The following is an 18,335-nucleotide window of genomic DNA, read 5'->3' as shown; positions in this document are numbered from 1 at the left end:
CTAAAACCTGACATCAATGTGAGGGGCAAGCCCGTACGGCGACCCTCTCGACGGGCAGCGGAGGGGCCACACCATGCGCATCGGAGAACTTTCGGCCGTCACGGGGGCCAGCGTCCGGTCCCTGCGCTACTACGAGGAGCAGCGGCTCCTGGCGAGCAGCCGCAGCCCCAGCGGCCAGCGGCACTACACGCACGCCGAGGTCGAGCGGGTCCACTTCATCCAGCGGCTCTACGCCGCCGGCCTGTCCAGCCGCACCATCATGGAGCTGCTGCCCTGCGTCGACGCGCCCAGCGAGGAGACCTCCGACGCGGCGATGGAGCGGATGGAGCAGGAGCGGGAGCGGCTCTCCGCGCACATCGACGACCTCCGCTCCACCCGGGACGCCCTGGACGCCCTGATGGCCGTCAACCGGGCCCACCGCAGCACGCTGCGGCCGGGGGCGCGAAGTGTCCGTGACAGAGACGGAGCAGGTCTTCTTTCTTAACGGAAAACAGCGGAAGAATATATTCAGCGCGACCGCACCCGGAGTTTCCGAGTCGCTCTGAAAACCTTTACCGGAGATCCTGAACTGGCCTTATTCTGAGGTCACTTCGGGGTCTCCGGCGCGCGATCGAGCGACGCCCGGACCTCTTTCTCTCCACCCTCCGCGCATACCGGATTCCGGAATGCGCGGCAATGAAAAGCGAGGAAGACCTGTGCGACGCACGACCTCCGCTCTCCTTTCCCTGAGCGCCCTGCTGACCGCCTCCGTCCTGGCGGCCCCGGCGGCCGGGGCCGCCCCGCACGACGCCCGCCCGGCCGACACCACCGCGAGCAAGGTCTCCGCAGGTGGCGCCCCCGCAGGCTGGGAGAAGGTGAACGGCGACGACCTGGCACACATCGCCGAGTCGACCGACAGACGGACGCCCCTGTCCGCCTCCGGCAGAAGCGCCGCCGCCCCGGCCGACGAGTCCGGCCCCATGGCCATCAAGTCGATGCGCAACGGTAAGTTCGCGGTCACCGAAATCAATTACGCCGAGCCCAACACCGGTGCTGTTCGCGCCCGTTCCACCCATGTCTTCGGCGCCTGGGAGAGCTTCGCGCTCGAGTGGGACGAGGCCAGTCAGACCATCGCCCTCAAGTCCCTCGCGAACAACCGCTACGTGGCGGTCGAAAAGAACTTCACCGGCCAGGCGCAGAACGTGCTGCGGGCCCGTTCGACGACCGCGGGCGGCTGGGAGCGGTTCGTGCTCTATTACAACGAGGACCTGAACCTCTACGCGCTCCAATCCACCCTGAACAACCTCTTCGTCGCGATGGAGAACAGCTACACGGGTTCACTCCAGTACACGCTGCGCGCCCGCTCCGCCGATGTCACCGGCTCCTGGGAGCAGTTCGACCTGTACGACATCGTCGGCTGACACCCCCCGCCCGCGACCCCGGCCTCCCTCAGCACCCGGGCGGAGGCCGGGTCGCGGCGCGCGCGCCTGCACCACACCGTGAGGGGACGGACCCTCCCTCATCGCCCTCAGGCGGTAGTCGTGAGCGCGGTGACCCCCGGCCCGCTCAGCTCCCCGACCGCCTGCCGCCGGCCGGACACCGCCAGGAGCAGGGACAGCGCGGGACCCGTCACCTCCGGCCCCTCCCCGATCGACAGGTCGGCGTCGGTCGCCGTCAGCCGTACGGACGCCACCATCTCCTTCGCCCCGCCGAAGGCCGCCGGCGTACGCGCCTGAAGGCGCAGCGCGCGGACCACGGCCTCCTGGGGGTAGGAGCGGACCAGGCCCACCGCACGGCGGATGTCCTCGCCGTGGACGACCTCCTCGACCAGCCGGGTGTCGAGCGGGGCGGGAGGAGTCGTCGTCCGCGACACCACCCGCCGCAGCCGCTCCAGCGTCTCCTGCGACGAGGCCCCGCGCTCGCGCTCCACGGCTGCCTCCACTCGAACCGGTGACCACATCTGCCGTAGGAGACCGGAGGCGCCACCGGAACTCATCGCATCCCGGACCACCGGAAATGGATCAAGAAAGGTGATCTTGTCCAACTGTGTCATGACTTCGTAACAGCACGCGGACAGCACAACTCCACCGCGTCACGGTCTATCCAACAGGACGTGACCCACGCCACTTCGAGGAGTGGGGATCCAGGCGCCGGACCAGGCGTCCCGCCATGACCGTTCGAGAAACCGGGGAACGACATGACCAACATCCGACGCGCGTCAGCCATCGGCGCCGCCGTCACCGCCACCGCCTGCGCCGCGATCGCCCTCGCCCCGGCCGCCGCCGCGGCGGAGCCGACGGCCCAGCGGGCCACCGCCGCACCCAAGGCCGCCGCGGCCGCGAAGTACAACGGCGCCTGCGGCGGGGGCTACTCCGTGGTGAACTCGGCTCAGATCGGCACCAAGGGCACCGTTTTCCTCACCTACAGCTCCGCCACCGGCAAGAACTGTGTAGTGACCGTCCGCACCACGCCCGGGAAGGCCGTGCACATGACGGCCTCGCTCGGGTTCGCCTCGCCCACCACGACCGTCTCGGACACGGGGTACTACACGACGTACGCGGGACCGGTCTATCTCGACGCACGCGGCCTGTGCGTGACGTGGCGCGGCGAGATCTCCGGTGAGGTCGCCGGCAAGAACGGCACCAACTGCGGCTCCCTGGCCGCGAAACGGGGCTGATCCCACGCCGAACGGGATCGGCCCGGTGGGTGGTGTGCGCACACCACCCACCGGGCCGATCCTGTTCGGCATCCGGTCGGCCCTAGCGTGACGCCCCGCACAGGCAGCACCCCGAGGGCAGGACGGGCAGCAGGTGCCGGGCCGCCACGGAGAACGCGAGGTACGGGCGTACGGTCCACTCCGTCCACCGGTCCCCGTGCCCGAGCGAGAACCCGCAGGTCCGCCCCCGATGCAGGGCGGCGATCGCGCGCACGCGACCACCCTCGTCGATCCGCTCCCGGGCCTCGCGACGCGCGTCGGGAGCCAGATTCGCCACGAGAGCCCGCGCCTCCGCCTGGAACAGCCGGATCGCCTCCGTCGCGGTGGGCACGGAGTACCGGACGAAGGTGTCGGGGGCGCTGCCGCGTAACAGGGGATACGTGGAGCGCTCGCACCAGTAGGCGCGCAGGGCTGAGCCTTCGGGCCGCGTCGGGTCGGGGTCGGGGTCGCACATGGCAAGGGCCTCCTGACGTGACACCGGAGGCGCCCCCAGGCCACGGCCGGCGTGACGAGCTGCGGCGAGGGGCGACCCCGGTTCGACGCTCCCCCAACGGGCGCAGACGGCAGGGGAGTTGGCCGCCACTGAGTGGGGCGGCACAGCAGGAAGCTAGCGTGTGAAGCCGACCCGTTTCAAGTGTTTGACGTCTAACGGGTGAGGTGCAAATCTGTGCGGCGCGACAGAAAGCACGGGCGGCCCCCACCTGCGCCGGTGGAGGCCGCCCGCTGCCAGAGCATGGAAGCTCAGGCCAAGTCGTCGAACTCGCCTTCCTTCGCCCCGCCCAGGAACGCCCGGAGCTTGGCGCGCGTGGTACGGACGATCACGTCGGGATTGTCGCTCTCGCGAAGCAAGATCTCACCGCCGTGCTCAGCGAGTTCCAGACAGTCGGAGCCCTCCGCATTTGAGGACTTCGATGACTTGCGCCACTGGATTTCCACCATTCTCACGCCTTCATACTTGTTTTGCGATTCGGCGAATGAAGTCTCGCGAGCTCTCCGGGTCGAGAGATCTCTCCTCAGTTCGGTCCAGCGCGACTCGCCAGTTCTCCAGACTCGTCTCCGAATCCAGAAAACCCGACCCGGTCGAGGTATCCGTCTGGACGGTGTCGAGCTGCGGAACGACACCGTAGACGTAGTGTGCCGAACTGCTGGCGTACGGGAAACCGCCCGCCGCGAAGGGGATCGCGCGGATGACGACGTTCTCCCGGTCCGACTGACGCAGCAGGTGCTCAAGTTGACTGCGGGCAACCGACGTACCGCCATAGGTCATCCGGAGAGCCGCCTCGTGGATCAAGAACGTACAAGAGGTCAGTTCGACCCGGTCGAGCACGTCGCGACGTCTCAGCCGATGCGACAGCTGGCGCCTCTGGCGGGCGGGGGTGGGCGGCGGCACACTCTCCGCGAAAACTGCGCGTGCGTAATCCTCGGTCTGGAGCAGGCCGGGCATATACATGATCTGTACCGATCTGATGCCGACCGCGTGATACTCCAGCTCGGCCAGATCGAGGGCATCACTGGCGAGGTGCCCCCGATAGTCCTCCCACCAGCCGTTTATGCGCTCCGTGGCCATTTCGGCGAGCGCCTCGACATAGGCATGGTCGGGACATCCATAGTGGCCGGCCCAGGCGCGGACACGTTCGGCGCTCACACCGAACCTTCCGGATTCGATGTTGCTGATGGTGGTGCGGTCCGTACCGAGCATCGCCGCCGCTCCGGTGAGCGACAGCCCAGTGTGCTCACGAACCCGACGCAGCTCGGTACCCAGTCGACGCTGACGCGCCGTGGGTGCCTTCCTCGATGGCATCGGTCCTCCTCTTGTCGGGTCCCAGTGTGGACCCCCACTCTCCAGGTATCCAACTGGTCGAGCCTTTTATAGGAAGACGTCTAACACGTTAGACAATGCGCTACGGTTCATCGCAGCACCGCGCTACACCTCGTACTCCGAAGTGCAGCCGCTCCGCCGCGCGTTGACACGTGCCGCGATGCGGCCATCGCCACGGGCCGGGCGCAGCGCACCCGTTCACCGAACCGGATCGCATGGGGAGACCGACATGACCGCCGCAACACCAACTCCCGTACAGCCCAACCCGATCGGTGGTGAGGTCTACCGGCTCACCCTGCCGAACACCGCGAGCGCACCGCGCCTCGCGCGGGACTTCGTCACCTCGCTGCTGGAGGTCAGCCGGCACCTCGGGCTGGTCGACGACGCCCGGATCTGCGTGACTGAGCTGGTCACCAACGCCCACCGCCACACCGGTACGCCACTGATCCGGGTCCACGCGGCCGTCAACCGGAAGCGGGTCACCGTCACCGTCACGGATGAGGGCAGCCCGCTCACCGGCGCGCTCGGCGCGCCGGGGGCAGGCCCGGAGGCGGAGGGCGGGCGGGGGCTCGTCCTGGTGGAGAGCCTGGCGCTGGCCTGGGGGACGCACGGTGACGATCGCCGGCACCCCGGGCGCAAGGCCGTCTGGTTCACGCTCGGGCGACCGGAGCCGACCCCGTGAGCCTCGTTCCCTGGGGCTTCGCGGTGTCGGCCCTCGCTCTCGGCGCGCTCGCCGCCGGGATCACCCTCGCACCGGGACCCACCGCGAGGGAAGCGCCGCCGATGGGCTCCGCCCCGTCCAACCGGCGGTGCTACGGAGATGGCGGGGAACATCCGAGGGGGGCCGGCCGGGGCTGCTCGGTCCAGGTGCCGCCAGAGGCTGAGCGGCAGGATGCCGTGTTCGGTACGGGCTTGACCTTGACGCTGGGTCAACCCCCCACCCTCGGGGAAGAGCTTCCGAGCAGTCGCTTGGAACAGATCCGCGGATCGTCGAGGTCGCCGACATCATGGAGCGCTTGATGATCCGTGCTGTGGAGGCCGGCGAGGTGGGTGCCGACGACGGCATCGACGACCAGTTCGTCGACCTGCTGGACTCCACGACGGCCGAGTCCTCACCGCACGCCGCGCGGCTGCTGGCGATCCTGGAGGAGCGGGGCTGGAGGGGCTGGACACGCATCGAGCGAGTGCCTGCCGACAGACTCAACACGGAGCTGCCGCCACCGTGAAGGCAGGTCGGGTCCCAGGAGTGACGCTGTCCGGGGGTGCCCGCCCGCCCGCACTCACGCGGTCGGGACGTTGCGCGAGGCAGCACGCTCGCAGAAGGGCTGCTCCGACCGGGTCGTGCGCCGCCGCGACCCGGTGCGTGCCGGGCGACCGCCGACCGGATCGTTCTCGGCCGCGACCCGGTGAAGCGCGACATCAACTACCTAAAGCAACAAGGGAAAGAACCCCACCCGACCCACCCCGGCGACCACCTGACGCATCCCAGGGGCTCGTCACCCACACGGGTGAGGTTTGCCAACTCAGCTCGCTTTCGGGCGGGTTGTCCGGCATATGCTCACGCCAGCAACACCCCACCCGACCTACGTCGGCCCCCGACCGGGACTGCAATCCCAACCGAGGGCCTGACCACCAAGGAAGCGACACCTTCCCGATGGATACCCAGCAGAATACTGCGCTCACGCGCGCCCTGGCAGAGATTCCCGGGCCCCTCCCGGCCCGAGGCGTGATCCACATCGCGATCCCGCACACCGACCGCTTCACCGTCGTCGGCAACCACCTCGCCCAGCACCCCGATCTCAGCTGCACCGCAGTCGGCATCGCCGTACGCATCCAGTCGCTGCCCCAGGGGGTGGAGATCGGCATCAAGGCGCTCGCCGCCCGCTGCCGGGAGGGTGAGAAACGCATCGCGGCCGCCCTGCGCGAACTGGAAGCCTTCGGCTACCTGCAACGCGTCCGGGACCGCTTGCCCAGCGGCCGGACCATCACCCGCACGGTCTTCTGCAACCAGCCCACAGCGCTGTTACGCCCCGCCCGGCGGCGATCCCGCGACAACCCTCCGCAACAGCCACGCCCCAGGAAGCGGCGCCCGCACCGGCTCCCGCACCCGCACCGCCACCGCCACCGCCACCGCCACCGCCACCGCCACCGGCCGAACCGTCCACGGCCGCCCCGGCCCCGGCCCCAGCTCCGGCGCCCTCGCCCTCGCCGTCGCCCTCGCAAGACATGCCCGAGCCCCCGCCCGTACCGCCGTCGCCCTCGCTCGCAACGGCCCCGCCCCCGCCCCCACTCTTCGTACCGCTGGTCCCGAACCCGACCGCGCCCAAGCCGCCACCCCCGCCTCTCCCCCAGCCGGAAGAACTGACCCCGGAACTCGACCGCGCCGCCACCGCGCTCCTCAGCGACCTACGCCGTCACACACCGGAGTTGACCCTCTCCGAAGCCGACATCCGTCAACTGGCCCCCGGTGTCGCGGCCTGGCTCGAACGGGCCGCCCACCCGGACGCCATCCGCCGCACCCTGACCACCGACCTGCCCCACCCCCTCAGGCGTCCCGCCCTGCTCCTCAAACACCGTCTCACCGCCCTCCTTCCCCCACCGCTCCCCGGCGTCCGCGACCTGGCCGCCCCCACCCGCCCCCGCGTCACCGTCACCCCCTTCCAGACCTGCGACGACTGCGACCGCGCCTTCCGCTCCCCCACCCCCGGCCACTGCCGCGACTGCCGCGAACACCGCACGCACCGGAGCGACGACACACGAACTGCCGCCGCCTGACCGGGCGGAGCGCACCGGCACGGACGGCACTGCCGCATGGCTTTCGTCACAGCGAAAAAACGGAATCCGAGGGCAACTGCGCGCTTTGGTGGCGTCTGTCCTCTCCAGGTGACGCCCTCCCGCCCCGGGGCCCGGAATAATGCCCCGGCTCCCCTCACAGGATCCCCATACGATCGGCACAGGTCGCCCGCGTGATCCTTCCGCCGTGGCAGCCGCCCCACAACGTTTTCCGCCGTTCGGACCCGACCCAAGGGATCATGTGAAGATTCGCCGCGCTCTCGCCACCGCCGTCGCCGCCGCCGTGACCGCCCCCGTCGTCCTGCTCTCCGTCACCCCCGCGTTCGCCGACACCAAGCCGGTGACGCAGACGCAGAACAAGCAGAGCAAGCCGACCATCAAGGAACTGGAAGCGGCCGCCGCCGCGGCGCAGAAGGCGTACGAAGAGGCCGTCAAGGCTCGCGACGAGGCCCAGATCACGGTGCGGAAGGCCCTCGATGAACTGTCCAAGGACAGCCACCCCCTCGTAGCCGCCGCCAACGCCGCCAAGGAGGCCGCGAAGCTCGCCGCCGACGCGAAGGACGCCGCCGACAAGGCGGTGACCGAAGCGAAGACGGCCATCACCGAGCTGCCGACCGACGCCACCGAGGAGCAGAAGACCGCCGCGGCGACCGCTCTCTCCGAGGCCGAGGCGACCGCGGCGGCGGCTGCCATCGCCAAGACCGCCGCCGACACAAAGGCCGCCGAGGCCGGCGAGGCGGTCGACGACGCACGGGTCGCGGCTGTCCGCGCGGCCGGCGTGGCCGACAAGGCCAAGGACGACGCGCTCGCAGCGAAGATCGCCGCCGACGCGGCGCTGGCCCAGGCCAAGAAGGAGGCCGAGGAGGAGGGCGAGGACTGCGAGCCCGAGAACGACCTCACCGCCAAGGTGACCGGCCTGCCGACCAAGCTCGTCGCCGGGACGACCACCGCCTTCTCGCTCCGGGTGACCAACGGCTCCGACCGGCACATGGACGAGATCATCACGTACGTCGGAGTCCACGCGACCGACAAGACCGGTCTCAAGGACACGGGCAAGTTCTTCCGCCTCCAGTGGTCCTCCGAGTCGTCCCCGAAGTGGAAGAACGTCAAGGACGACTACATCGACGCCGTCGGCGCGCTGAAGCCCGGCGCCCGGACCGACCTGAAGATGCGCCTCACCCTCGACAAGGCCACCCCGGCCGGCAACGGCGTCGCCTTCATCGCGGCCGACTTCTACAACAAGGACGGCTCCTGCGGCGGGACGCCCGGCGCGGACATGTACGAGTTCGACGTCAAGGCCGCGGGCAGCAAGCCCGGCAAGACCGAGGACGCCAAGCCCAAGCCCGCCAACACCACGAAGCCCGGTGGCAACGGCTCCGGCCACCAGCCGCAGGGATCGACGTCGGGCACCCCGGCGAAGACCGGCACGGACGGCAGCCTCGCCGCCACCGGTTCGTCGTCCGCCACCACCTCGATCGCTCTCGCGGGCGGTGCGGCCGTGGTGCTCGGCGCGGCGGCGGTGTTCGTCGTCCGTCGCCGGAAGGCCGGTTCGGACGCCTGACGGCGAAGCGGAAGTCGCTGAACCACTGCACCACTGAAGCGGTGAAGCGGTGAGAGGGCGGAGACCTTTACGGGTCTCCGCCCTCTCCCGTCCTCTCAGGGCGTCGTCGCGCTCAACTCCGCTACAGCCGACCGCGCTTCGAGCCGTTCCACCGCGCCGCCCCCCGCCGGCGCAGCGACCGGACCGGACACGGTCTGGGTCTCGCCATCGCCGACGCGGTGGTCCGCGCCCACCACGGCACGATCACCGCGACGGCCGGACCCGGCGGGGGCCTGACCGTGCGGGCGGAGTTCCCCGGGGACGCCTGAGCCGGGCGTCGTCGTCCACCGGCCCCCGGCGGCCCCGGCGGCCCCGGCACCCGGCACCCGGCGCTACCGTCCCCGGCCATCAGCCGGTGCAGCAGGTGCACCAGGCCGCGCTGGCCACCATCGGCGACCTGTACGGGGTGGTCGTCCCGACGCAGGAGTCCCTGAAGTAGCCGGGGAGCGGGCGGCCCCGGGCCGGAAAATCCACGCGCGCCCCCTCCGTACCGCGTGATACACCTCCCTGTCATGACCGACCTGATGACGCCGCCATGACCGACCTGGTGACCGAGCGGCTCGTCCTGCACCCGATATCCGTGGCCGAGGCCGAAGGGACGGTGGCGGGACGGCCGGCCGCCGGCACGGCCTGGGAGCCCGGGTTCCCGACCGAGGACGACGTGTCCGTGGCCAAGCGCTTCCTGGAACGCTGCTCGGCCACGGGCGATCCCCGCCCCTTCGGCCCGTACGCGATCCGCCGCCGCTCCGACCACCGGGTGATCGGCGGCGTGGACTTCCACAGCCCCCCGGACGAACACGGCCACGTCACGATCGGCTACGGCGTCGTACCGTCGGCCCAGGGCCGGGGCTACGCCTCCGAAGCTCTCCGCGCCCTGCTGTCGTTCGCCCGGGCCGGCGGGGTCGTCTCGGTGAAGGGGGACGCCGACCATGACAACATCGCGTCCCAGCGCGTGATGACGGCGGCGGGAATGCTTCCGGTCGGGGAGGACGAGCGCGTCACGTACTTCGCCGTCACCTGGACCGGTACGGCGAGGTGAACCCGGCCCGCCCGAGGCACCGCCGTACCGCCGTACCGCGTCAGCCGGCGGCCCCGGGTGGTTGCCGCGTGGTGCCGTGTGGTGCCGCGTGGTGCCGCAGCACGGCCACGGACCGGTCGAAGGCCGAGTCGCTCGCGTGACGTCAGATCACCGGGCGTCCGTCATGTCCGGTCGCCAGCACCGAGCGCAGATGGGCCCGCAAAGTCCGGCGCACACGTGCGTCGCCGAGTGATCCGTGCGGTGTCACCGCGTCGAGGATCAGTCCGCCCAGCAGCGCGATGAGCCCCTCCGCCTCCTCGGCCGGCTCGGGCACTTCGAGAACGTCCAGGGCCTGCGTGATCACCTGCCGCATGTCCGCGGCCATCCGCTCGGTCACGGGGCGGAAGATCGGGTTCACCCGTGCCGCGACGATGAACTCCAGGAGCACGATCGACTCGACGCGCCGTTCGTCGTCGAGCGGCAGCAACTCCTCGACGAGGGCCTGCAACGCGTCCACGGCAGGCTCGCCGTCGAGTCCGACCAGGGTGTCGGTCGCACAGCGGGTAAGCCTCTTCCCCATACGGTCGCCGACTTCGGTCACGGCCGCGACGAGAAGATTGCGGTGATCGTCGAAATAATGCCGCACCGACCCGATGTTCAGCCCCGACTCGGCGGCGACCTTCCGCAGCGAAAGACCGGTGAAGCCTTCAGCGACCAAGAGGCGAAAAGCCGCCTCGATGACATCCTTGCGACGCTGTTCGAGATCGATCCGAGCTGGCATTTCGCAAAAATATCACAGCCGTGACAACACCGAACGGCTCTGCCGCGCCCGCCCGTTCCGGGTCGGGCGGAGGCAGCGCTCAGCCACGTCGCCGCACGACACGCTTCTCGTCCCACACCGGATCGGGCGACTCGTAGACGGCGCCGTCGGAGCCGAAGACCAGGAACCGGTCGAAGTCCCGGGCGAACCACCGGTCGTGCGTCACCGCGAGCACCGTGCCCTCGAAGCCGCGGAGCGCGTGCTGCAACGCCTCGGCGGAGACGAGGTCGAGGTTGTCGGTGGGCTCGTCCAGCAGGAGCAGCGTCGTACCGCCGAGTTCGAGCAGGAGGATCTGGAAGCGGGCCTGCTGGCCCCCGGACAGGGAGTCGAACTCCTGCTCCGCCGCACTCGCCAGCTCGTAGCGCGCCAGCACCCGCGAGGCCTCCTCGCGCGGCAGACCCTCCCGCCTCTCGTCACCGCGGTGCAGGATGGACACCAGCGTGCGGCCGACGAGATCGGGCCGCCCGTGGACCTGGGCGAACCAGCCGGGACGCACCCGTGCGCCCAGCCGCGCCCCGCCTTGGTGCGACACGGGCTCGACCGGCAGATCGCCCACCGGTTCGTGCTCGGTCTCGGGTGCACTGCCGCCGGCGGCGAGAAGGCGCAGGAAGTGCGACTTGCCCGAACCGTTGGAGCCGAGCACGGCGACCCGGTCACCGAACCGGACCTCCAGGTCGAACGGCTTCATCAGCCCGGTCAGTTCCAGGCCGGCACAGATCACGGCCCGCTTTCCCGTACGCCCGCCGCGCAGTCGCATCGCCAGATGCTGCTGGCGCGGCTGCGCGGGGGGCGGACCCGCGTTCTCGAATCGGGCCAGACGCGTCTGGGCGGAGCGGTAGCGGGAGGCCATGTCCGAGTTGTAGGAGGCCTTCTGCCGGTACATCTGCACGAGCGCCTTCAGCTTGGCGCGTTCCTCGTCCCAGCGGTTGCGCAGCTCGTCGAACCGCTCGAACCGGTCGGTCCGCGCCCGGTGGTAGCTGTCGAAACCGCCCGGGTGGACCCAGGCGCTGTTCCCCGCCGCGCCGAGCTCGACCGTGATGACGCTCTGCGCCGTGCGCGCCAGCAGCTCGCGGTCGTGACTGATGTACAGGACGGTCTTCGGGGTCTCCAGGAGACGGTCCTCCAGCCAGCGCTTGCCGGGCACGTCCAGGTAGTTGTCGGGTTCGTCGAGCATCAGCACCTGGTCGGGGCCGCGCAGCAGCGCCTCCAGGACGAGTCGCTTCTGCTCGCCGCCCGACAGCGAGTCCACCGCGCGCCGCCCGCACCGGTCGAAGGGGAGGCCGAGGGCCTCGGTGGTGCAGACGTCCCACAGCACTTCGGCCTCGTAGCCGCCGGCGTCGCCCCAGTCGGCCAGCGCGGCCGCGTAGGCCAGCTGTGCCTTGGTGCCCCCGCTCGACTCCAGGGCCGCTTCCGCCGCGTCCACGGCGGCGGCGGCCCGGCGGATCCGGGGGGCCGCCACCGACAGCAGCAGGTCGCGCACCCGGTCGCCGTCACGGGCGATGAACTGCCGCATGACGCCCAGGCTTCCGCCCCGGCTCACCGCACCACTGTGCGCCGCGAGGTCCCCGGCGATGATCCGCAGCAACGTGGTCTTGCCGGACCCGTTGGCCCCGATCAGGGCGACCTTGGCCCCCTCCCCGACCCGGAACGAGATCTCGTCCAACAACACCCTGCCGTCCGGCAGACCGTAAGAAACAGAGTTGACATCGATATATCCCACAGCCGTGACATTATCACGGGCGTGATAAATGAGACTCTGTCATTTCGTCCGTCGCCGCGACCGCGGTGTCGCACGAAATCCGTGAAACTTTCCCCTCCGCATGATCGGCAGGACGCGAAAAGGGGCGGTGGGCCCGCGGGCCCACCGCCCCTTCGTCCACGGACGCGTTACTGGATGACCGTGATCCGGCCCGTCGCCGGCGGGGCCAGCGGGGCGGTGGCCGTGGAGTGGGCCGCCAGGTAGGCGTTGAACAGGTCCAGGTCGGAGGCGCCGACCAGCTTGTTCGTGCCCTTGCCGAGGGCCGCGAAGCCGTCGCCGCCGCCCGCGAGGAACTCGTTCATCGCGACGCGGTAGGTCCTGGCCGGATCGAGCGCCGCACCGTTCAGCTTGATGGTGTCGGCGACCACGCGGTCCGCGCCGCTCTTCGTCAGGTCGAGGGTGTAGGTGAGCCCCTCGGAGACCTGGAGGATCTTCGGACTGGCCGCGTTGGAGCCGCTGACCTGCTGCTGGAGCGCGGCGACCAGCTGGGCGCCGGTCAGGTCGACGACGTTCATCATGTTGGTGAACGGCTGCACGGTGAACGCCTCGCCGTAGGTGACGACGCCGTCGCCCTCACCGCCGGACGCCTTGTGGACGAGGTCGGAGCGAATACCGCCCGGGTTCATGAGGGCGATCTGCGCCCCGCCCTTGTCGGCGGGGGCCAGGCCCTCCAGCTGTGCGTCGGCGATCAGGTTGCCGAGCGGCTTCTCCAGGGCCTTGGAACCGCGTCCGTCGATGTTGGCGGAGATGAAGCCCTGCGGCTTGCTCGCGATGGGCGCCGCGAGGGTGTTCCAACGGGTGATCAGGTCCGTCATGTCCTTGGCCCTGCGGTCCGGGTCACGGGTGACGATGTGGTTCGCGGACTTCACCGACGTACGCACGATGTCCTTGGTGCGGCGGTCGTAGGTGAGCGTGGTGTCCGTGTACAGCTTGCCGAACGAGGAGGCCGAGGTGACCATGCGCGGCTTGCCGGACGGGTCCGGGACGGTGCACACGTACGCCTGGTGGGTGTGGCCCGTGACCAGGGCGTCCACCTTCGGCGTGATGCCCTTCGCGATGTCGACGATCGGGCCGGAGATGCCGTCGCCCGCGCCGGGGCTGTCGCAGTCGTAGTTGTACGAGGTGGAGGCCGGGGCCCCGCCCTCGTGGATCAGCGCGACGATGGACTTGACGCCCTTGCGGTCCAGCTCGCGGGCGTACTTGTTGATCGTCTCGACCTCGTCGTGGAACTCGAGGCCCTTGACGCCGTTCGCGGTGACGATGTCCGGGGTGCCCTCCAGCGTCACGCCGATGAAGCCGATCTTGACGCCGTTCCTCTTCCAGACGGTGTACGGCTTCAGCAGCGGCTTGCCGGTCTTCTCCTTGGTCACGTTGGCCGCGAGGTAGGGGAAGTCCGCCCCCTCGAACTCCTTGCCCTTCTCGTAGCAGCCCTCGACCGGGTGGCAGCCGCCGTTCTGCAGGCGGGCCAGCTCGGCCGCGCCCTCGTCGAACTCGTGGTTGCCGACCGCCGTGACGTCCAGATCGAGGCCGTTCAGCGCCTCGATCGTCGGCTCGTCGTGGAAGAGGCCCGACAGCAGCGGGCTCGCACCGACCAGGTCGCCGCCGGCCGCCGTGACGGAGTACGGGTTGCCCTTGCGCGCGGTGCGCAGCGAGGTCGCCAGGTACTCGACGCCACCGGCCGGGATGTCCTCGACCCTGCCGTCGGGGTGCGTCTTGGTGACGTTGCCCGCCGAACCGGCCGGCGGCTCCAGGTTGCCGTGCAGGTCGTTGAACGACAGCAACTGCACGTCGACGGTACGGGGCTGGTGCCCGTGGCCGTGGCCCCGCTCCTGGGCGCCCGCCGGCATCGCGGCGACGAGCGCACCCAAGGTGGCCAGACCGGCCGCGGCGGCGAGCACCCGCCGTGTCGCACGGTACTTCTGCGGAGTCGCTGACATCGGTCCCCTTGTGTGTCAGTGGTGTCTGTTGCGTCAGTCGTGTCGCTGGTGTCACGTCTGGGATCCTGCGTGCCGCAGCCTAGAGTCAACGCGCGTAGCGCAACAGGTGTTCGGGGTTACGGACTGGTTGCCATCCGGCCACACCGCAATACGCCCTCCGTCCGAGGCCGCACTCCGCGCCCGCTCCCCCACGGCCCACGGCCCGCAGCACCGCCGCCCCGCCGCGTCCCACCGGACCCACCGCTCGCCGTACGCTCGGAGCCATGACGACTGACGCACCCCTCCCCGCTCCCGGACGCGAGGTCCACACCCTCGACGCACTCGACTCCGCGCAGGCCGACGCCGTCCTCGCCCTGCTCGCCGAGGCCGCCCGCTCGGACGGCCGGCAGGCGGTCTCCGAGCAGGGCAGGCTACGGATCCGGGGCGGACACCGCGACGGCGTACGGCACTTCCTCCTCACCGTCGACGGCACGCTCGCCGGGTACGCCCAGCTGGAGGACACCGACCCGGTCGAGGCCCCGGCCGCCGAACTGGTCGTCCACCCCGATCGGCGCGGCACCGGGCACGGCCGGGCACTGGGCGCGGCCCTCCTCGCCGCGACCGGCAAGCGGCTGCGGGTCTGGGCGCACGGCGGCAGCTCCGCCGCCCGCCACCTGGCCCAGGTCCTCGGCCTCTCCCTCTTCCGCGAGCTGCGCCAGCTCCGGCGGAGCCTGGTCCCGCTCGACCTGGCGGAGCCGGTCCTGCCCGAGGGCGTCACCGTACGGACCTTCGAGCCGGGCCGTGACGACGCCGCCTGGCTCGCCGTGAACCGGGCGGCGTTCGCCCACCACCCCGAGCAGGGGTCCCTGACCCAGCAGGACCTGGACGACCGCAAGGCGGAGCCCTGGTTCGACCCGAAGGGCTTCTTCCTGGCCGAGCGGGACGGGGAGATCGTCGGCTTCCACTGGACGAAGGTGCACGCGGCGGAGCAGCTCGGCGAGGTGTACGTGGTCGGCGTCCTGCCCGAGGCCCAGGGCGGTGGCCTCGGCAAGGCGCTGACCTCGATCGGGCTTCACCACCTGGCCGCCGAGGCGCTGCCCACCGCGATGCTCTACGTGGACGCGGACAACACAGCGGCGGTGACGGTGTACGAGCGCATCGGCTTCACCACGCACGAGGTGGACCTGATGTACCGCACGGAGTCCTGAACCCTCCGTCAGACATCCCCGGGGCGGCGTCACTTGACGCCGCCCCTTCTTTGCACCACCCTTTCACTACTCAATTAGTGAAAGGGTGGTGCAGCGCATGACAGCCGAATCCGCAGCGGTCGAGTTCCGCATCGACCGACGCAGCGGCGTCGCCACCTACCTCCAGATCGTCCAGCAGACGAAGCAGGCCCTGCGCCTGGGCGTGCTCGAACCGGGCGACCGGCTGCCGACCGCCCGTGAGGTCGTGGAAGCCACTGCGATCAACCCGAACACGGTCCTCAAGGCCTACCGCGAGCTGGAGCGCGAAGGCCTCGTCGAGGCCCGCCGCGGACTCGGCACCTTCGTCCGCAGGACGCTGGGCACGCTCGGCACGCTGGGCGGCGCGGCCGACGCGACCGCCGCCGACGCCCCGCTGCGCACCGAACTCGCCGACTGGGCCCGCCGGGCCCGGGCGGCCGGCCTGGAGAAGGACGACGTCGGCGCGCTCTTCACCGCCGTACTGGACAGCACGTACAAGGGGGACGAGGAACGATGACCGGCGTCGCGATCGAGGCACACGGCCTCGGAAGGACCTACGGGCGCGGTGGCGGCCGCCACCGCGCCCTGCACGACTGCTCGTTCCGGCTGCCCGCGGGCCGCGTCTGCGCCCTCGTCGGGCCCAACGGCGCCGGCAAGTCGACCCTGTTGAATCTGGCGGCCGGGCTGGACCGCCCCAGCGTCGGATCCCTGACCGTCCTCGGCTCCGCCACCCCCGGCGACGTACGCGACCGCATCGCCTACGTCTCCCAGGACAAGCCCCTGTACCCGCAGCTCACCGTCGCCGACACGCTGTGGGCCGGGGCGGAGCTGAACCCCGGGCGCTGGGACCGCGCCACCGCCGACCGGATCGCCGGACCGCTGGCGCGAAAGGCCCGCGTCCGTACCCTCTCCGGCGGGCAGCGGACCCGGCTCGCGCTGGCCCTCGCACTGGGCAAGCGGCCCGAACTGATGCTGCTGGACGAGCCGATGGCCGATCTCGACCCTCTCGCCCGGCACGAGCTGATGGGCGTCCTGATGGCGGAGACCGCCGAGCACGGCACCAGCATCGTGATGTCCTCGCACATCCTCACGGAGCTGGAGGGCGCCTGCGACTACCTCCTGTTCGTCGACGGCGGGCGCGTCCGGCTCGGTGGCGAGGCCGAGGACATCGTCTCCGCCCACGCCCTCCTCACCGGCCGGACGCGGGACCTTTCCCCGCACACCGTCGTCGAATCCCGCACGACGGGACGTCAGCTCATCGCGCTCGTCAGGAAGGAGGGCCCCGTGGACACCACCGCCTGGGCCGTCACGGAACCGTCCCTGGAGGAGCTGCTGCTCGCCCATCTCCGCTCCCCGGACGCCCCGCCGCTGCTGACGCCGAGCGCCAGCGTCGTCGCGGGCGCGGCCGGTGCGGAGGTGGCGGCCGCATGAGCACGCTGACGCCCCCGAAGCCCGGCACGGCCACCGCCCCCGCGCCCGCCCGCGCCGCCCTGCGGGGGCCCGTGCGGGTGGTGCTGCGGGTGCACCGGCGGCCGCTCCAGATCGTGGGAGCGGCGGCGGTTCTCGTCGTCCTCTGGATGGTCGGCCTCTCGCTGTGGTCCGACCGGTCCTCCGCCGACTTCGCCGCCTCGGGCTGTTCCGTCGAGCACACCGTGCCCAGTTGCGGCGCCACGGTCCGCGACTTCCTCGACGGCCAGATGCTGCTGAACGACACCCAGAACCAGGCGGGACTGCTGCTGATGGTTCTGCCCGCCCTCGTCGGCGCGTTCATGGCCGGCCCGGTCATCGCCCGCGAACTGGAGAGCGGCACCTTCCGGCTCAGCTGGTCGCAATCGGTTTCACCCGCCCGCTGGCTCGCCGCCAGGCTCCTCACCCCCGCCGTGCTCACCGTGGCCGTCACCTCCGCGCTGGCGGCGGTCTTCGCGTGGTTCTGGTCCCGGAACGACGACTCCTTCTACGCGCGCGCCTGGTACGAGGAGTTCGTGTACGGGTCGCTCGGCACCGTCCCCGTCGCCCACGCGCTGCTCGGCCTCGCCATCGGCACCCTGGCAGGGCTCCTGATCCGACGCACGGTCGCGGCGATGGCCGCGACCGTCGTCGCGAGCGGCCTGCTGCTCGTGGCCTTCGACACCGTGCGCTTCAGCCTCTGGCCGATCCGGACCGACGTCGTCGCGATACGGAGCGGATACGGCTTCCCCGCGGACTCCTGGTCGGGGGCGCAGGGCTACGTGACGAGCACGGGCGAGCGGCTTCCGGCGGAGGTCTGCCAGGAGACCGCGGGCGACGTCGTGGCATGCCTGGCCACCCACGGCTCCTCGGAGCGCTACTACGACTACCATCCCGCCTCCCACTTCTGGCCCCTCCAGCTCGTCGAGACCGGCATCCTGCTCGCCCTCGCCGCCCTCGCCGTGTTCGCCGCCTTCCGGGTCCTGCGCCGCCTGCACGGCTGAGCGGACCTGCCCGGTACGGGCCGCCGTCCGGGCCCACGAAGGGTGGGCCCGGACGGCGAACAGGTACGCCCGCTCCGCTCGGCGCTCCAGCGCGCCGAACACGTACGCCCGCCCCCCTCGGCGCTCCAGCGCGCCGAACACGTACGCCCACCCCCGAGAACAGCCCCGCACGCTGAACACGTACAGTGACGGCGAGGCCCACCCGCAGGCACACCGCTTCCTGTACGTCATGTCGCCGT

17 protein-coding genes and 4 pseudogenes are annotated in these 18,335 nt (G+C 70.8%); 14 read left to right on the top strand and 7 right to left on the bottom strand.

What is annotated here, in order from left to right; translation table 11 throughout:
- Positions 1-73 precede the first annotated feature (73 nt).
- Entirely contained in the window at positions 74-484 is a 411-nt protein-coding gene (locus tag AC3CH1_RS15675) for a MerR family transcriptional regulator (protein ID WP_488463445.1), read from the top strand.
- Between the two features lie 211 nt (positions 485-695).
- On the top strand, positions 696-1,400 hold the full coding sequence (locus AC3CH1_RS15670; RefSeq protein ID WP_488463444.1) for a fascin domain-containing protein: 705 nt from the start codon (positions 696-698) through the stop codon (positions 1,398-1,400).
- A 107-nt stretch (positions 1,401-1,507) separates the two neighbouring features.
- On the opposite strand, the pseudogene AC3CH1_RS15665 reads toward AC3CH1_RS15670, so the two are convergent.
- Positions 1,508-1,966: pseudogene (locus AC3CH1_RS15665) on the bottom strand (maleylpyruvate isomerase family mycothiol-dependent enzyme); the annotation flags it as partial.
- A gap of 210 nt (positions 1,967-2,176) precedes the next feature.
- Here AC3CH1_RS15665 and AC3CH1_RS15660 point away from each other — a divergent pair.
- Positions 2,177-2,656 carry a spore-associated protein A gene (locus tag AC3CH1_RS15660; protein WP_488463443.1) on the top strand — a complete coding sequence of 160 codons (480 nt, stop codon included), beginning with the start codon at positions 2,177-2,179 and terminating at the stop codon, positions 2,654-2,656.
- A gap of 82 nt (positions 2,657-2,738) precedes the next feature.
- On the opposite strand, the gene AC3CH1_RS15655 is transcribed toward AC3CH1_RS15660, so the two are convergent.
- The 3 genes from AC3CH1_RS15655 to AC3CH1_RS15645 form a co-directional block, all read right to left on the bottom strand.
- On the bottom strand, positions 2,739-3,149 hold the full coding sequence (locus tag AC3CH1_RS15655) for a hypothetical protein (protein WP_488463442.1): 411 nt from the start codon (positions 3,147-3,149) through the stop codon (positions 2,739-2,741).
- A gap of 287 nt (positions 3,150-3,436) precedes the next feature.
- On the bottom strand, positions 3,437-3,634 hold the full coding sequence (locus tag AC3CH1_RS15650) for a DUF397 domain-containing protein (protein WP_397746932.1): 198 nt from the start codon (positions 3,632-3,634) through the stop codon (positions 3,437-3,439).
- 10 nt (positions 3,635-3,644) lie between these two features.
- Positions 3,645-4,496 (bottom strand): helix-turn-helix domain-containing protein, encoded by an 852-nt coding sequence (locus tag AC3CH1_RS15645; protein ID WP_488463441.1) that lies wholly within the window; start codon positions 4,494-4,496, stop codon positions 3,645-3,647.
- A gap of 247 nt (positions 4,497-4,743) precedes the next feature.
- On the opposite strand from AC3CH1_RS15645, the gene AC3CH1_RS15640 reads away from it, so the two are divergent.
- From AC3CH1_RS15640 to AC3CH1_RS15610, 7 genes and pseudogenes are all read left to right on the top strand, one after another.
- Positions 4,744-5,196: an ATP-binding protein gene (locus AC3CH1_RS15640; protein ID WP_488463440.1), complete on the top strand. Its 453-nt coding sequence runs from the start codon at positions 4,744-4,746 to the stop codon at positions 5,194-5,196.
- Between the two features lie 337 nt (positions 5,197-5,533).
- Entirely contained in the window at positions 5,534-5,740 is a 207-nt protein-coding gene (locus AC3CH1_RS15635; protein WP_488463439.1) for a hypothetical protein, read from the top strand.
- A 428-nt stretch (positions 5,741-6,168) separates the two neighbouring features.
- Positions 6,169-7,289, top strand: a pseudogene (locus AC3CH1_RS15630) (hypothetical protein).
- 259 nt (positions 7,290-7,548) lie between these two features.
- Complete coding sequence (locus AC3CH1_RS15625) at positions 7,549-8,868, top strand: LPXTG cell wall anchor domain-containing protein (RefSeq protein WP_488463438.1); 1,320 nt, start codon at positions 7,549-7,551, stop codon at positions 8,866-8,868.
- A gap of 146 nt (positions 8,869-9,014) precedes the next feature.
- Positions 9,015-9,176: pseudogene (locus AC3CH1_RS15620) on the top strand (ATP-binding protein); the annotation flags it as partial.
- A gap of 89 nt (positions 9,177-9,265) precedes the next feature.
- Positions 9,266-9,346 (top strand): annotated as a pseudogene (locus AC3CH1_RS15615) (cysteine hydrolase); the annotation flags it as partial.
- Between the two features lie 96 nt (positions 9,347-9,442).
- Positions 9,443-9,946 carry a GNAT family N-acetyltransferase gene (locus tag AC3CH1_RS15610; protein WP_488463437.1) on the top strand — a complete coding sequence of 168 codons (504 nt, stop codon included), beginning with the start codon at positions 9,443-9,445 and terminating at the stop codon, positions 9,944-9,946.
- 142 nt (positions 9,947-10,088) lie between these two features.
- On the opposite strand, the gene AC3CH1_RS15605 is transcribed toward AC3CH1_RS15610, so the two are convergent.
- The 3 genes from AC3CH1_RS15605 to AC3CH1_RS15595 form a co-directional block, all read right to left on the bottom strand.
- Positions 10,089-10,706 (bottom strand): TetR/AcrR family transcriptional regulator, encoded by a 618-nt coding sequence (locus AC3CH1_RS15605; protein WP_488463436.1) that lies wholly within the window; start codon positions 10,704-10,706, stop codon positions 10,089-10,091.
- A 79-nt stretch (positions 10,707-10,785) separates the two neighbouring features.
- Entirely contained in the window at positions 10,786-12,465 is a 1,680-nt protein-coding gene (locus AC3CH1_RS15600; protein ID WP_488463435.1) for an ATP-binding cassette domain-containing protein, read from the bottom strand.
- Positions 12,466-12,632: 167 nt separating this feature from the next.
- Positions 12,633-14,441: a bifunctional metallophosphatase/5'-nucleotidase gene (locus AC3CH1_RS15595; protein WP_488463434.1), complete on the bottom strand. Its 1,809-nt coding sequence runs from the start codon at positions 14,439-14,441 to the stop codon at positions 12,633-12,635.
- Positions 14,442-14,704: 263 nt separating this feature from the next.
- On the opposite strand from AC3CH1_RS15595, the gene mshD reads away from it, so the two are divergent.
- From mshD to AC3CH1_RS15575, 4 genes are all read left to right on the top strand, one after another.
- The gene (gene mshD, locus AC3CH1_RS15590; RefSeq protein ID WP_488463433.1) at positions 14,705-15,628 is read left to right on the top strand and encodes a mycothiol synthase; all 924 of its coding nucleotides are present in this window, start codon (positions 14,705-14,707) and stop codon (positions 15,626-15,628) included.
- A 97-nt stretch (positions 15,629-15,725) separates the two neighbouring features.
- Positions 15,726-16,163 carry a GntR family transcriptional regulator gene (locus AC3CH1_RS15585; RefSeq protein ID WP_228924345.1) on the top strand — a complete coding sequence of 146 codons (438 nt, stop codon included), beginning with the start codon at positions 15,726-15,728 and terminating at the stop codon, positions 16,161-16,163.
- Positions 16,160-17,077, top strand: a complete 918-nt coding sequence (locus AC3CH1_RS15580) for an ABC transporter ATP-binding protein (RefSeq protein ID WP_488463432.1) — start codon at positions 16,160-16,162, stop codon at positions 17,075-17,077. The genes AC3CH1_RS15585 and AC3CH1_RS15580 overlap by 4 nt, the downstream gene beginning before the upstream one ends.
- The gene (locus tag AC3CH1_RS15575; protein ID WP_488463431.1) at positions 17,074-18,096 is read left to right on the top strand and encodes an ABC transporter permease; all 1,023 of its coding nucleotides are present in this window, start codon (positions 17,074-17,076) and stop codon (positions 18,094-18,096) included. The genes AC3CH1_RS15580 and AC3CH1_RS15575 overlap by 4 nt, the downstream gene beginning before the upstream one ends.
- Positions 18,097-18,335 lie beyond the last annotated feature (239 nt).

It is taken from the genome of Streptomyces sp. MGP-P1, assembly GCF_057766565.1.
The sequence above is the reverse complement of the archived record's forward strand: the minus strand, read 5'-3'. Positions and strand labels throughout refer to the sequence as shown.